Source organism: Arthrobacter sp. TJ-178, assembly GCF_058269275.1.
In genome coordinates this window covers 59757-74074 of record NZ_JBZCNK010000005.1, presented here as the reverse complement: position 1 = coordinate 74074, position 14318 = coordinate 59757, and the positions used below count along the sequence as shown (strand labels likewise).

Here is a 14318-nt window from a genome sequence, read left to right as displayed (position 1 = left end):
AACCGGGCGGCTAGAGCTCGGAGGTCGCCGTCGCGTAGTCCAGACGGGGCAGGCGCGGATGGCGCGGCTCTCCGGCCGGAACACCGATGTTCACGACCAGGAAAGACTGCCGGTCCTGGCCCTGGTGCAGATCGGCGTCGAGCCCGGCTGCGTCAAAGCCGCCCATGGGACCGGCGGCAAGGCCGACGGCCCGTACTGCCAAGAGGAAGTAGCCTGCCTGCAGATGGGCATTGTTGTTGCCCATCACCGCACTCAGCTCCGGATTGGCGGCAAAATCGGCGGCCCGCTCGGCGGCCGGGGGGAAAACCGTGGGGAAGTGCTCATGCCACGTGCGGTCAAAGCTCAGGACGGCGACCAGCGGAGCTGCAGCGGTCTTGGCCTGGTTGCCCGGGGCCATGTGCTTCACCAGGCGCTCACGGGCCTCGGGGGAGCGAACCCAGGTAATCCGCAGCGGCTGGATGTTCATGGCCGTGGGACCCATTTTGGTGAGGTCATAAATGGCCTGCAGCTGGCTGTCCGTCACGGACTCGTCGTTGAATTCGGCCACCGTGCGGGCCTCGACGAAGAGCTGGCCAAGCGCCGCCGGCTCCAGAGCTGATGATTGCAGAACGCTGTCGCTCATATGAGCAGACCTCCTGAATAGGTTTAGTTGATGTTTCAAGTAAACCAGCAGGAGTTCTGCTCCGGTTCATTGTGAAGTGTGACCTTGCTCTCTTTTATCGGCAATCGTGGCGCCGGGGCCCGGCGGCAACCGGCGACGCAATGGATACGCCGCCGGCACACCTAACCGGAATTCTCAGGATGCTTCCGGTTCGGAGACAGCGTTCCACACGGAGTCGATCATGCCGGACGCCTCGAGCTCTGAAATTCCCAGCGCCAGCGAAACTTCGGTCAACAGCGGTCGGCGGGCATGCCGGAGCATTTCCCTTTCGGCCTGTGAGAGTCCGTGGGAGTTGCTGCGCAGCATCAGGTTGCGGACGACGGCGGCCAGCACCATGGGGTCCCCGGTGCCCAGCCGTTCGGTATTGTCCTTGAACCGCCGGGACCACTGCGTGTCCTCTTCGTCCGCCGGCGCCCGGAGAACGGAGAACAGGGCATCGAGTCCGGCCTGGTCCAGAACAGGACGGAGGCCCACATGTTTCACTTGGTCCAGCGGAACCCAGACCAGCAGATGAGAGGACTGTATCTCAAGGACAATGCAGTCCTTGTGCAGGCGGGGATGGGTTTGGAAGGAGCTCACCACGGCCGGGCCGTGATGGGGATGGACTAGGATCTGACCCTTGGAAAATGGCAATTGAAACCTCCGGCAGAAGCAGAAGGCCGGCTCAACGCCCCGGATGTTCACTGCTTTCCGGGACGGTTGTTTCATCGGTTCACCGGTAGCGGCGGTGAATGGTCCTGAAAGCACGGGCACCGACAGAACCGAGGGTTGGAACCGCCTGCATCCGCGAGCCTGGCACGGTTTTTAGTTTACCGTCCCGCGACCGCCTGTGCCGAGACCTCCGGCGCTGCGGAGCCCGGGATCAGTGGATTCCGTCGGCTGCGGCCGCGTCGGCAAGGGTCCGTGCTTTAACCTCGCGGATATGTTCCGCCATCGCTTCTGCGGCCCCATCCGGATCACCGGCGCGCAGGGCATCAAGGATCGCCTGGTGTTCAGCAATTGCGAAGTCGGCGTCAGTGATCCCGACTCCGGAGAAAAGCTGAAACCGCTGCAGCTGCCCGCCCAGTGCGTTGTAGGCGGCCAGCAGAAACTGGTTGCCCGCCTGGCCCGCAATGAGTTGGTGCAACCGCTGATCGGCATCCAGATAGTCGCGGAATTCAGTGAATGACGGGCCGCGCGGGGCACTTTTCAGGTCTTCAATGGACCGTTCGATCTCGGCGAGGGTTTCCGGCGTCAGACGGTTGCACGCGAGGCGTGCGTTTGCCGGCTCAATCACCAGCCGGGCCTCCATGAGCTGTGCAAAGTCGTCCGGCGTAAAAGCAGGAGCTACCCGGTATCCCTTCAGCGCAACCCGGCGGACCATGCCTGTGTGTTCCAGCCGGGCGAGGGCCTCACGCACCGGAGTCGGCGAAACCTCCATGTCCCTTGCGGTCCCGTCAATGCTCACCGCTGCACCGGGCTGGAGCCTGCCGTCCATGAGGCGTTCCACGAGGGCTTCATAGACGTGATCGGCCAGGACCTGGCGGCTGACGGGTTGCTCCGCCGATGCTTCAGGGGCTCTGGAGGTGAGGCGTGTCATGGAAAAATCCTATAGGACCTCCCCGACTCAGAATTACCCCGCCAAAATTCGCTGCAGGCCTTCCAAAAACAGTTTCTATGTGATCTTGACAACAATCTCTCCCCGGCGAATCATATAGGAAACATGATTCCGTACAGGGGGACAGCGTGGTCTACACCGCCGAGAACTGGCCGATTACGGCAGCACTGCTTCAATTTCCGGGCACCGATGCCGAGGGAAGAGACATCAACGACGCCGACGCTTCCACTTGGGCGGACGTCCTGAGCGAGGTGAAAGACGCCGGTTTCGCGAACGCGGACCTGACGGACAGCTGGGTCCGGCCGGGGGATCTCAGCTCAAGCCGGCTTGCCGAATTCAAACAGACGGCCGACGACGTCGGGATCGGCATACCCGTTATTTCGGCCATCCGCCGCAGCGTGCTGGACGAGGCCAACTGGCAGTCCAACCTCAGCTACAGCCACCGGACCCTTGATGCCGCCGCGGAACTGGGATGCGAGGTGGTTTCCTTCGGCCTTCACCAGGCCCTGACCCCCAAGCAGCAGGAACAGCTGTGGTTTTGGACGGTGGAAGGCCACAAGGACCCCTCCAATGATCAGGAAGCATGGGACAGCGCCGTCTCGCGGCTCCGCGAGTTGGGCAGGCACGCTGCGGAGGCAGGCATCCTCATGTCACTTGAAATGTATGAGGACACCTATCTCGGAACGGCGGATTCCTCCGTCCGCCTGGTTGAGGAAATCGGCCTCGCCAACGTCGGGCTCAACCCGGACGTCGGAAACCTCATCCGCCTCCACCGGCCCATCGAGGACTGGAAGTACGTACTGGCTCAAACGCTGCCGTACGCCAACTACTGGCACGTAAAGAACTACATCCGTGATGAGGATGTTGCCCGGAACAGCTTTGTCGCCATGCCCGCACCAATGGAAAGTGGACTCATCAACTACCGCGAGGCATTCAAGATGGCCATTGCCGCGGGGTACCAGGGCATTATCTGCACCGAACACTACGGCGGAGACGGCCTGTCAGTGACAGCGTCCAACCAGGACTACCTGCGGCGCCAGGTCCTGCCGAAGACGGAGGGCTATGCCCTTGGCCGCAGCCGCGTGGCCCAGGGGCGGCAGCAGCCTGCCCTGCCCGCCTGAGCCGCCCACCCCTCCCGCCTAATCCCGCTCAGACTCGATGAGGAGCCATGACCAAACTTTTTGACAATCCAGCGGATTTCGCTGAAGAGGCCCTGGACGGCTTTGTCGCCGCCCACCGCAATTACGTTGCCCGGGTGGACGGCGGCGTTGTCCGTGCCACCGAAGTGCCGGACGGGCAGGTTGCCGTGGTCATAGGCGGCGGCTCAGGCCATTACCCCGCCTTTGCCGGGCTGGTGGGGCCCGGGCTGGCAACCGGTTCGGCCTGCGGCAACATGTTTGCTTCCCCCTCCGCCGGACAGGTGTACCGCGTGGCCAAAGCTGCAAGCGCCGGCGGCGGGGTCCTGTTCAGCTACGGCAACTACGCCGGCGACGTGCTGCACTTTGACCAGGCCCAGCAGCGTCTGAATGCCGAAGGCATCGAGACGCGGACCGTCACCGTGACGGACGACATCGCCAGCGCCTCGGAAGACCAGCTTGCCCAGCGCCGGGGCATCGCCGGCGATCTGGCGGTGTTTAAAATTGCCGGAGCCGCGGCCGAAGCAGGCATGAGCCTGGCCGAGGTGGAACGCCTGGCCGTCAAAGCCAACCACCGGACCCGGTCCCTGGGCGTGGCCTTTGACGGCTGCACCCTGCCCGGCGCCGCTGACCCCCTGTTCCACGTTCCCGCCGGGCAGATGTCGCTGGGCCTGGGCATTCACGGGGAGCCCGGGATTTCCGAGCACGCCATGCCCACGGCATCCGAACTGGCAGAGCTTTTGGTCAGCCGTCTTCTGGCGGACCGGCCCGTCGAGGGTGCCGACCGGGTGGTGGCCATCCTCAACGGCCTGGGCACGGTCAAGTATGAGGAGCTCTTCCTGCTGTTCGGAAAGATGGAACGCCTGCTGACCGCTGCCGGGCTCACCGTGGTGGAGCCTGAATGCGGAGAGCTCGTCACCAGCCTGGACATGTCCGGGCTGTCCCTGACCCTGCTGTGGCTTGACGATGAACTGGAACAGCTCTGGGCGTCCCCAGCGAACACTCCTGCCTTCCGCAAAGGAAACATCAACGCCCACGCGCGGCGCACCGACGTCGCCGGGGATGCGGTGCAGGCGGTGGAGATACAAGAGGCGGGAACTCCCGCGGCCGCGGAACTGAGCCGCGGCGCTGCCGCCGTGCTGGCGCGGATCCGGGACACCGTCGCGGAACATGAGGAGGAACTGGGCAGCCTCGACGCGGTGGCGGGCGACGGCGACCACGGCATCGGCATGCGGCGCGGCGTCGAGGCGGCAGTTACCGCCGCCGAGCAGAAGGCCGCGGAAGGCAGCTCGGTGGAGCACGCCCTCTTGGCCGCGGGCGAGGCCTGGAGCGAACGCGGCGGAGGAACCTCAGGGGCACTGTGGGGCGCCGGCCTGAACGCCGCGGGCGTGGCCCTGGGCAACCGGAACTCCTACGGCAGGGAGGATGCGATTGCAGCCGCGGACGCCTTCACCGACGCCGTCAGCACCCTGGGCAAGGCAGATCCCGGTGACAAGACCATGGTGGACGCCATGCTGCCGTTTCGGGATGCCCTCCGGAGCGGGCTGGCGGACGGAAGCACCCTGGACGCGGCCCTGGTCTCGGCCGCGGCTGCCGCTTCCCAGGCTGCAGCGAAGACAGCAGAGCTCCGCCCCCTCAAAGGACGGGCCCGCCCGCTGGCCGAAAAAAGCATCGGTCATCCGGATCCCGGCGCCGTGTCCTTCGCCCTCATCACCGAGGCGCTCGCCAACTGCATTGCGTCGCTCCGGGATTCCGGAACGGCTAACCGCGAACCGGCTGCAACAGCCGGAAAAGGAGCTGACTCATGAGCGACACGGCAAAGTGGCGCATCGTCATCGGCAACGACTCTGCCGGCTTTGAGTACAAGGAAGCCCTGAAGTCGCTGCTTGAATCAAACGCCAATGTGGCCTCGGTACTGGATATCGGGGTGCAGGACAGCGGTTCCACGGCATACCCGCACGTGGCCGTGGAAGCCGCACGCATGGTTGCCGCCGGAGAGGCGGACCGGGCGCTGCTGATCTGCGGCACAGGCCTGGGCATGGCCATATCAGCCAACAAGGTCCCCGGCATCCGCGCCGTCACCGCCCACGACAGCTACTCCGTGGAGCGTTCCGTTCTGAGCAACAATGCCCAGGTGCTGACCCTGGGGCAGCGGGTCATTGGACAGGAACTGGCCAAAAAGCTCGTGGGGGAGTGGCTGCAGTACAGCTTTGACGAAAGTTCCTCCTCGGCCGCCAAGGTCGACGAGATCAGCTCTTACGAATCCGAACCAACGAAAGCAGCACAGCCGTGAGCACCTCCGAAAACCGCGACGCCGAAGCGTCGGCAACCCGTCCGCCGTCGGCCGCCCTGGAAATCGCAGTGGTCGGTTCCGGCTACATGGGAGGCGGCATCGCCCAGGTCCTGGCCCTTGGCGGGGCCCGCGTGGCCCTGGCGGATGTCTCCGCGGCAGTTGCACAGGCCAGCTACGAGCGGCTGCTGGCGGAATCGGACCAGTTTGTGGCGGACGGTCTTTTCCCGGACGGTGCCACTGAAATCCTGAAACAGAATCTCTGGGCGGCCAGCACCATCGAGGACGCCGTGGCAGCTGCCGACTTCATCGAGGAGGCCGTGCCGGAAGTTCTCTCGATAAAGCATGAGACCCTTGCCCGCATCAGCGCAGCTGCACGCCCGGACGCCATCATCGGCTCGAACACGTCAACCATCTCCATTGCCGAGCTCTCTGAGCCGGTGATCAATCCCGAACGCTTCCTCGGAGTGCACTTCTCCAACCCGTCACCGTTCATTCCCGGCGTCGAGATCATTCCGCACGCCGGCACCTCCGCCGCCACCGTGGCAACAGTCCGGAACCTGGTCCACGCCGCCAACAAGCAGACCGCAGTGGTCAAGGATGTCACCGGGTTTGTCCTGAACAGGCTCCAGTACGCGCTGTTCCATGAAGCCGCGCAGCTGGTGGAACAGGGAATTGCCTCGCCCGACGACGTCGACACCCTCGTGCGCACCACGTTCGGGTTCCGCCTGCCCTTCTTTGGGCCCTTTGCCATAGCTGACATGGCCGGACTGGACGTGTACAACTTCTGTTACAAATCGCTCCAAAAGGAATTCCCCGAGCGCTTCGCCACCCCCAAAATCCTCAGCGATCTTGTGGAGGCAGGAAAGCTGGGAACAAAGACCGGTGCAGGATTCCTCAACGTGCCGGCGGAACGGACACCCGAGCTGATTGCCTACCGCAACAAGGCGTACGTGGCCATGCAAAAACTGCTCGACGACCTGGGTCCCGCACCCATCAGCTAGAGGAGAATCCCGTGACCGCGTTTCCCCTGGAACGAACTGCCATTGTTACCGGTGCCGTCTCCGAGCGGGGCATTGGACGCGCGACCATCAACTATCTGGCCGCGCAGGGCTGGAATGTCGGCATCATTGACCTGGATGATGCACGGTGCCGGGCAACGGCCAAGGACATTGCGGCCTCCTACGGGGTCCAGGCCGCAGGCGCGGGTGCGGATGTTTCGGACGAGACCTCCGTCCGCGCCGCCATTGATGAGCTGGAAGCTGCCCTTCCGCAGATTGTGGCGCTGGCCAATGTTGCCGGTGTCAGCTCACCCGTTCCCTACCTTGAGCTGGATACCGCCGAATGGGACCGCGTGCTGGGCATCAATCTGAACGGAGTCCATTACGCCACCCGGCGCACAGCCGAGTCCATGGCCCGGGACGGCGTGGGGCGCATTGTGAACATTTCCTCGGTCTCCGCCCAGCGCGGGGGAGGAACCTTCTCCAAAACGCCCTACTCGGTGGCCAAGGCCGGAGTGATCGGTCTGACCCGGGCCACCGCCCGGGAGCTGGGCGAATTCAACATCACGGTCAACGCCATCTCCCCGGGACCCATCGATACGGACATCATGGGCGGAACGCTCAGTGCGGAACGCAAGGAAGAACTCACCCGGGACCTCGTGGTGAACCGCATCGGTTCTCCGCGCGACATCGCCGCAGCCATCGCCTTCCTCATCAGCGAGGATGCCGGTTACATCTCCGGCCAAACGCTGAATGTGGACGGCGGACTCTACATGCACTAGGAAGGACGCCCATGCCCCAACACCCAACACCGGGCGGGACCGGGATCCGCTCCTGGACCCGGTCCCGGAAGATCTACCTGGCCGTAGGCGTCGTCGCCTGTCTGCTGGGGATCCTGCTCATGACTTACCCGCGCTAAGACGCCTGCATTTCGCACCACGCACCCCACTCACTCATTCACGCACGCACTCACTCACTCACTCACTCACTCACTCACCGCATCACCCGCATGCAGCAGTTTGCCCGGCTGTCCTACTCAATGAGGAGTTCACTTGTCTGCCGCCAGCACCTCAACACAAAAGCTCTTGGATTCGCCCGTGCTCAAATCCGCGATCCGAAAGTCCTCCTTCCGGCTCATGCCGATGCTCGTCATCCTGTACGTCGTGGCTTTCTTGGACCGGACCAACGTGGGCTTCGCCGAGGCGGCCCTTGAAGTGGACCGCGGCATCACGGCCGGCGCCTACGCCCTGGGCGCAGGGATCTTCTTCATCGGCTACGCCCTGTTCGAGATTCCCAGCAACCTGCTGCTAACCAAGTTCGGCGCAAAGGTGTGGCTGGCGCGCATCGCCATCACCTGGGGGATCGTCTCGGCCTCCTTTGCCTTTGTGCAGGGGGAAACCTCGTTCATTGTGCTCCGGTTCCTGCTCGGTGTGACGGAGGCCGGACTTTTCCCCGGCGTCATCATGTTCCTTGCGGCATGGTTTCCGAACAAGGTCCGCGTCAAAATGTTCGCCATCTTCTACCTGGCCCAGCCTTTCTCGCAGATGCTGGGTGCACCGCTCTCCGGCTGGCTGCTTAACATCGGCGACCGGATGCCCGGCGTCGAGGGCTGGCAGGTCATGTTCTTCGTGGAAGGCTCGCTTGCCATCCTGGCCGGCATCGCGGCGTTCATGTTCCTGATCAACAGCCCGCAGGATGCCAAGTTCCTTGAGAGCGAAGAGAAGAAGGCTCTCCTGGAGGTCATGGCGCTTGAGGACACCGTCAAAGAAGAAGCCGGACCCCGCGGCGTCGTCGCTGCCATGAAGAACGGCCGCGTCTGGTATTTCACGGTCATTTATTTCTGCCTCCAGATTGCCGTCTACGGCGTCACTTTCTACCTGCCCCAACAGGTGGCGCAGCTGACGGGACAAAAGGTTGGCCTTGCCGTGGGCCTGCTGACTGCCATTCCGTGGTTCTTTGGCATCTTCGCGTGCTTCCTGATCGGCCGCGCCGCCAACACGATTGTCCGCCGCCGTGTCTGGGGCACCGGGTTGTTCCTCTCCACCGGGCTGTGCATCTTCGGCTCGGCCTGGGCGGGTGCAAACCAGCAGCCGGTGCTGGGCATCCTGTTCATCACGCTTGCGGTCTGCAGCTTCCTGGCCATCGGCCCCATCGCCTGGTCCTACCCCACGGCCTTCCTGACCGGAACCGCCGCGGCCGCCGGAATCGGCCTCATCAACTCGCTGGGAAACCTCGGCGGCTTCGTGGCTCCGATCCTGCGCACCTCGGTCAACGAATGGGCGGCCTCGGACACGGGCACGATGGGTGTCTACGCACTCGGCGTCCTGCCATTCCTCGGTGCAGTCATGATGTTTGCCACCAAGAAATTCCATACCAAGGCCGATGACCTGCTTCCCCGGAAGTAAGGACATGCCCTCCGCTGCCGCTGCGGATGCCGGTGGTGCCGCCGGCAACGTTCAATATGTGGGCGTCAGCACCAAGATGTATCTGGGCTACAGGGAGAGCCTGCGGTGGCTGAAGGAAGTGCGCGAAGAAATAGACGCCCGCCCGGCACTGTGCGCCGGGCGGGTGGTCCCTTTTGTCATTCCTTCCTTCCCCGTGCTCCCCGCTGCCGCCGAGATCCTGGCCGGTTCACCGGCTGTGCTCGGCGCGCAGAACTGCGGCTGGTCGGCCGGGGCCTGGACCGGAGAAGTGTCACCGGAAATGCTGGCTGAGCTGAACGTCCGGTTTGTCGAAATCGGGCACGCCGAACGGCGGAAGCACTTTGGCGAAGACGCCGCCATGATTGCCCGCAAGGTTCGGGCGGCCGACGGCGCCGGCGTCGTTCCGCTGCTGTGCGTGGGGGAGGAGCGCCAAAGTGATGCAGGCGAAGCCGCGCAGGACCTCTTTGGGCAGATTTCCTCCGCCGTGGGGAACAACTGGGCCCTGGCCTCCAGGGTCCTTATTGCCTACGAACCGGTGTGGGCCATCGGCGCAGCCGAACCCGCCGCGGCACAGCATGTTTCCGCTGTGGCGGCACTGCTCCGGCAGCGTTTGGCCGGCGCCGGTGTCGAACACACTTCGCTCATCTACGGAGGGTCGGCCAAGCCGGGGCTGTTGCCGCAGCTGGTGGGCGTGGACGGCTTGTTCCTGGGACGCTTTGCCCACCGCGCCGAGAACTTTGGAACCGTACTGGATGAAGCGCTGGGCACGGCAGAGTCCGGACTGCCAAGTGTCCCTCACCACAAAATTAGTTGACTAAGGGCAATCACTTATATAGTTGATATCAATCAACTACTAGCAGGAGCCCGATGTCCCCCGAAGAACGTCCCCCAATCGCAACGTCCAAAAAGGATTCCAAAGCCAAGGCGCCTCAACGGACCGCCTCGCCGGACGGCAGCATGACGCACAAGCAGGTGCTGGAATCCCTGTCCGGCCTGCTGCTTGGCATGTTTGTCTCGATCCTTGCCGGCACCGTGGTTTCCACTTCGCTGCCGCTGATCATCTCCGATCTGGACGGTAACCAGTCCGCCTACACCTGGGTGGTCACGGGAACGCTTCTGGCAACCACCGTTTCCACTCCGCTGTGGGGCAAGTTTGCAGACCTCTTCAACCGCAAGCTGCTCATCCAGCTCGCGCTCGGAATCTTTGTGCTGGGTTCGGCACTGGCCGGTTTCTCGCAGGACACCAACACGCTGATCACCTTCCGCGTGCTCCAGGGCCTGGGCGCCGGCGGCCTGGCCGCCCTGAGCCAGATCATCATGGCGGACATCATCAGCCCGCGTGACCGGGGCAAGTACGCCGGTCTCTTCGGTGCCGTCATGGCCGTGGGAACTGTCGGCGGACCGCTTCTGGGCGGCGTCGTCACCGATGCCTTCGGCTGGCGCTGGAACTTCTTTATTGCCCTGCCCGTGGCCGTTGCCGCGATTATCCTGCTGCAGCTCACTCTGCACCTGCCCAAGCACGCCAAGCGCAAGGTCCACATTGACTACTTGGGTGCTGTCCTGATCGCCGGCGGCGTTTCGCTGCTGATGATCTGGGTAACACTGGCAGGCAGCCAGTTCGGCTGGATGTCCCTGGCTTCCTTCCTGATGGTCGCCGGTTCCGTCGTCCTTCTGGCCGCCGCCGTCCTGGTGGAGTTCAAGTCCCCGGAACCGATCATTCCGCTCTCCATGTTCAAGAACCGCACGTTCACGCTCGCCGTGGTGGCCAGCATCTCCGTGGGAGTGTCCATGTTCGGAACCTCCGTGTTCCTGGCCCAGTACATGCAGCTCGCCCGCGGCGCCACGCCCACCCAGTCCGGTCTGCTGACCATCCCCATGATGGCCGGTCTGCTGATTGCCTCCACTTTGTTCGGTACGATCATCAGCCGCACCGGCAAGTGGAAGGCCATCATGATTTCCGGCGGCGTCCTGACCGTTGCGGGAACCCTGCTGCTGAGCACCCTGGCGTATGACACCAACCTGGTCCTGGTGGGCATCTACATGGCCGTTCTCGGCGCCGGCCTCGGCATGCTCATGCAGAACCTGGTCCTCGTGGTCCAGAACTCGATTGAGGTGAAGAACCTTGGCGTCGCCACCAGCGCCGTCACCTTCTTCCGCAGCCTCGGCGGTACCGTCGGCGTCTCCGTGCTCGGCTCCGTGCTGGGTACGATCGTTTCCTCGCAGATCAAGGACGGCATCACCGCGCTGGCTCCGGCCGATCAGGCTGCGGCTGCCGCCGCCCTGGGCAGCGGAACCATCCCCAAGGTCTCGCAGCTGCCGGACGCCATTGCCGTCCTGGTGGAGAGCGCCTACGGCGTGGGCGTCGGTTCCGTCTTCCTGTACAGCGTGCCGCTGGCCGTCATCACCCTCATTGCCGTTATCTTCCTTCCCAACGCCAAGCTGGGGCAGCAGAATGCCGTGCAGCTGAAGAGTGCTGCGGCCACGAAGGCCTCCGCGGAAACATCCGCGGCTACGCAAATCCCCGCTGCGGCAACCGCTGCCGCTGCGCCTGAGGCAGACGCTGCTCCCCGGAAGGGGCCCCGGCACCGTGCCGATGTTTCCCCCGCGGAGCTTGCCCTGGCCGAAGCAGCCACCGGGGCCGTGGCCCTGGTGGATCCGATCTCTCCGGTCGGGATTGCCCAAGAGGAAACCAGCTCCAAGTGACACCACAGGATACGAGCCGGGCCGCAGCCCTGCGGGAGGTGGAAGAGAATATCCGTCTGCTGGCTGAAAGCGTGCGCGCCAGCATGCGCGACGCCGCCAAAGGCATCGACCCGGCTCTGTCCATGTTCGGACTGAAGGTATTGCAGCTGCTCAAGCGGATGGGTTCGCTGCACTCCGGAGCGGTGGCGGAACACCTGATGGTGGACAAGAGCGTCATCAGCCGGCAATCGCGCCAGCTGGAAGAACTGGGCCTCATTGAGGTGCTGCCCGATCCCCGGGACGGGCGTGCACGTCTGCTGGTTCTGACAGCTGCCGCTGATGAACGTGTGGCGGCGGTGCAAACCGGAGTCATGCTGGACCGCGATGTGCTGAACTCCTGGTCGGCGGAAGAACTCCGCGACTTTGCCGGGTACCTGGCCCGTTTGGGCCCGCGAAACGATCTGGCGGACGCGGTCTAACCGCACTTCGCAAAAAAACAAGCCGGACCCCTCGGGGTCCGGCTTGTTTTTGTTTTGCGCCTGTCTGGTATCCGCTTTTCTAGGCCACGCCTGCCGGGCCGCTGTCCGCCGGGCCGGAGGCCTTCTGCGTCCTCTTCCGGCTCCGGGCCGAGAGCATGGAAAACGCAGTGCTCAGCACAAAGAACTCGCTGACGAACCCCAGGGGGCCGTCAGGCAGGGGAGCAAACTGGTGGTAGAGGACCAGCGCGGACACCATCAGGATCAATGGATGCAGGCGGAGGATCCACTCGGCCGGTATCTCACGGGGCCAGGGGAAAAATCCTTCTTCGGCAGCGGTGTCGGCGCGGGAATTCTTCATGGCTCCATCTTGCCAGACTTCACCCGCCGCCCTATGGTTCCTGCCATGGCTATCGCTCGCTATCCCAACACCGTCATCGACTGCCCCGACGCCGTCGCCCTTGCCACCTTCTACGGCGCCCTTCTTGACTGGAAGGTGAGCCTGCATCAGGACTACGCCGGCTGGGCCGAGATCACCGATGCCACCGGCCAGCGCTTCAGTTTCCAGCAGGTGGAAAATTACTCGCCTCCGGTCTGGCCGGAGCAGGACATTCCGCAGCAGATGCACATCGACGTGGATGTTGATGACTTGGATGAGGCCGAGTCAGCAGTGCTGCAGCTCGGTGCCACCAAACATCCGCACCAGCGCGGCACAAGCTTCCGGGTCTTTTTGGATCCGGCCGGACACCCGTTCTGCCTGTGCCAGGGCTGACGCCCGGATTTACTGGAAGTCGGCGAGCCAGAGGTCGGGGCCGAAGACCTCGTACTGGATATCGCGGGCGGGAACTCCGCGGGCAATGAGTGCGCTGCGGACGGACTGCATAAAGACCAGGGGCCCGCACAGGTAATACTGGGCGTCCGCCGGCAGGTCGATGGTGCTGACGTCCATGCGTCCCACCAGATCCCCGTCCACTGACTGCGTGGGCACGCCGGGCGCGGTAAACCAGGTCAGCATGGAAGCGTCAGCCAGCTTGGCGAGGTCGTCGCGGACCTGGGTGCGCAGGGCGAAGGTGTCAGCGGAGCGGTCGGCGTGCAGCAGCCGCACCGGCCGGGGAGAGCCTGACTGGACCAGGTGCGAGAGCATGCCGGCCATCGGGGTGATGCCGATGCCGGCGCTGGCGAACACCACCGGGCGGTCGTTTTCGGCCAGCACCACGTCGCCGGCCGGCGATGAAAGCACGAGCTCGTCGCCCACCTGCACTGCTGTGTGCAGCAGGTTTGAAACCTCTCCGTCCGGGGTGGCTCCGCCGTGGACGCGCTTGACGGAGAACTGGCGGTGCCGGCCGTCGTCGGCGCGGGTGAGGCTGTACTGGCGCGGCTGGTGGACACCGTCCGGCAGCAGGACCTTCACCGTGATGTAGTGGCCCGGCAGTGACGGAGCTACCGGCCCCTCATCGAGAGGTTCCACCACAAAGGTCACCACGTCCTCGGTTTCCGAGATTTTCTGCGCCACGCGCCAGTTCCGCCAGACCGTATCCGGGCCCAGGCCCAGGGCGTCATACATGGTCCGTTCGGAGTTGATCAGCACATTGGCCATCAGCCAGTACACCTCATCCCAGGCTGCAGCGACCTCCGCGGTCACGGCGTCGCCGAGGACATCCACGATGGCCCACATCAGGTGGTCATGGACTGTCTGGTACTGGTCCGGGGCCAAACCAAGGGAGACGTGCTTGTGGGCAATGCGCGAGAGCATGCGGTCCGGCAGCTCGTCGGGCGTATTGACCAGGTGGCTCGCAAACGCCGCCACGGAACCGGCAAGGGCCTGCTGCTGCCGGCCGTCGGCCTGGTTGCCGCGGTTGAACAGCCCGTCCATCAGCTCAGGGCGGTCCGCAAACATGTGAGCGTAGAAGCGCTTGGCAATCTCGCCAATGTTCTGCCCGACCACGGGCAGCGTGGCTTCAATGACGGGGCGGGATGTATCGGAAAGCATGAGGTCTCTTTCGTAGCGGGGAGAACGGCGATGCATCCCACAGTAGACCCATTTCTACGTTC

The 14318-nt window shown here is 64.1% G+C and carries 16 protein-coding genes; 11 read left to right on the top strand and 5 right to left on the bottom strand.

Annotated features, from left to right (window positions below; all coding sequences use genetic code 11):
• Positions 1-10: 10 nt before the first annotated feature.
• The 3 genes from AC4D2Q_RS14035 to AC4D2Q_RS14025 form a co-directional block, all read right to left on the bottom strand.
• Positions 11-622, bottom strand: coding sequence for a malonic semialdehyde reductase (locus AC4D2Q_RS14035; RefSeq protein WP_490947153.1), 612 nt, complete (start codon positions 620-622; stop codon positions 11-13).
• A 174-nt stretch (positions 623-796) separates the two neighbouring features.
• Positions 797-1369 (bottom strand): CarD family transcriptional regulator, encoded by a 573-nt coding sequence (locus AC4D2Q_RS14030; RefSeq protein WP_490925168.1) that lies wholly within the window; start codon positions 1367-1369, stop codon positions 797-799.
• A 154-nt stretch (positions 1370-1523) separates the two neighbouring features.
• Entirely contained in the window at positions 1524-2240 is a 717-nt protein-coding gene (locus AC4D2Q_RS14025) for a GntR family transcriptional regulator (protein ID WP_490947152.1), read from the bottom strand.
• A 146-nt stretch (positions 2241-2386) separates the two neighbouring features.
• Between AC4D2Q_RS14025 and AC4D2Q_RS14020 the strand changes: the two genes are divergently transcribed.
• The 10 genes from AC4D2Q_RS14020 to AC4D2Q_RS13975 all read left to right on the top strand — a co-directional run bounded on the left by AC4D2Q_RS14020 (position 2387) and on the right by AC4D2Q_RS13975 (position 12269).
• On the top strand, positions 2387-3379 hold the full coding sequence (locus tag AC4D2Q_RS14020; protein ID WP_490947151.1) for a sugar phosphate isomerase/epimerase family protein: 993 nt from the start codon (positions 2387-2389) through the stop codon (positions 3377-3379).
• Positions 3380-3426: 47 nt separating this feature from the next.
• Positions 3427-5202 (top strand): dihydroxyacetone kinase family protein, encoded by a 1776-nt coding sequence (locus AC4D2Q_RS14015; RefSeq protein WP_490947150.1) that lies wholly within the window; start codon positions 3427-3429, stop codon positions 5200-5202.
• Positions 5199-5687: a ribose-5-phosphate isomerase gene (locus AC4D2Q_RS14010; RefSeq protein WP_490947149.1), complete on the top strand. Its 489-nt coding sequence runs from the start codon at positions 5199-5201 to the stop codon at positions 5685-5687. Before AC4D2Q_RS14015 ends, AC4D2Q_RS14010 begins: the two co-directional genes overlap by 4 nt.
• A gap of 56 nt (positions 5688-5743) precedes the next feature.
• The gene (locus AC4D2Q_RS14005; protein WP_490925994.1) at positions 5744-6688 is read left to right on the top strand and encodes a 3-hydroxyacyl-CoA dehydrogenase family protein; all 945 of its coding nucleotides are present in this window, start codon (positions 5744-5746) and stop codon (positions 6686-6688) included.
• 11 nt (positions 6689-6699) lie between these two features.
• Positions 6700-7467, top strand: a complete 768-nt coding sequence (locus AC4D2Q_RS14000) for an SDR family NAD(P)-dependent oxidoreductase (RefSeq protein ID WP_490947148.1) — start codon at positions 6700-6702, stop codon at positions 7465-7467.
• An 11-nt stretch (positions 7468-7478) separates the two neighbouring features.
• Entirely contained in the window at positions 7479-7604 is a 126-nt protein-coding gene (locus AC4D2Q_RS13995; RefSeq protein ID WP_490947147.1) for a hypothetical protein, read from the top strand.
• A gap of 133 nt (positions 7605-7737) precedes the next feature.
• Entirely contained in the window at positions 7738-9090 is a 1353-nt protein-coding gene (locus AC4D2Q_RS13990; RefSeq protein WP_490947146.1) for an MFS transporter, read from the top strand.
• 4 nt (positions 9091-9094) lie between these two features.
• On the top strand, positions 9095-9922 hold the full coding sequence (locus AC4D2Q_RS13985) for a triose-phosphate isomerase family protein (protein ID WP_490947145.1): 828 nt from the start codon (positions 9095-9097) through the stop codon (positions 9920-9922).
• A 143-nt stretch (positions 9923-10065) separates the two neighbouring features.
• Complete coding sequence (locus AC4D2Q_RS13980; RefSeq protein ID WP_490947144.1) at positions 10066-11811, top strand: MDR family MFS transporter; 1746 nt, start codon at positions 10066-10068, stop codon at positions 11809-11811.
• On the top strand, positions 11808-12269 hold the full coding sequence (locus AC4D2Q_RS13975) for a MarR family winged helix-turn-helix transcriptional regulator (RefSeq protein WP_490947143.1): 462 nt from the start codon (positions 11808-11810) through the stop codon (positions 12267-12269). The genes AC4D2Q_RS13980 and AC4D2Q_RS13975 overlap by 4 nt, the downstream gene beginning before the upstream one ends.
• Positions 12270-12348: 79 nt before the next feature.
• On the opposite strand, the gene AC4D2Q_RS13970 is transcribed toward AC4D2Q_RS13975, so the two are convergent.
• Complete coding sequence (locus AC4D2Q_RS13970) at positions 12349-12627, bottom strand: hypothetical protein (RefSeq protein ID WP_490947142.1); 279 nt, start codon at positions 12625-12627, stop codon at positions 12349-12351.
• Positions 12628-12672: 45 nt separating this feature from the next.
• On the opposite strand from AC4D2Q_RS13970, the gene AC4D2Q_RS13965 reads away from it, so the two are divergent.
• The gene (locus tag AC4D2Q_RS13965; protein ID WP_490947141.1) at positions 12673-13038 is read left to right on the top strand and encodes a VOC family protein; all 366 of its coding nucleotides are present in this window, start codon (positions 12673-12675) and stop codon (positions 13036-13038) included.
• Between the two features lie 9 nt (positions 13039-13047).
• On the opposite strand, the gene AC4D2Q_RS13960 is transcribed toward AC4D2Q_RS13965, so the two are convergent.
• Positions 13048-14256: a globin domain-containing protein gene (locus tag AC4D2Q_RS13960; protein WP_490947140.1), complete on the bottom strand. Its 1209-nt coding sequence runs from the start codon at positions 14254-14256 to the stop codon at positions 13048-13050.
• Positions 14257-14318: the final 62 nt, after the last annotated feature.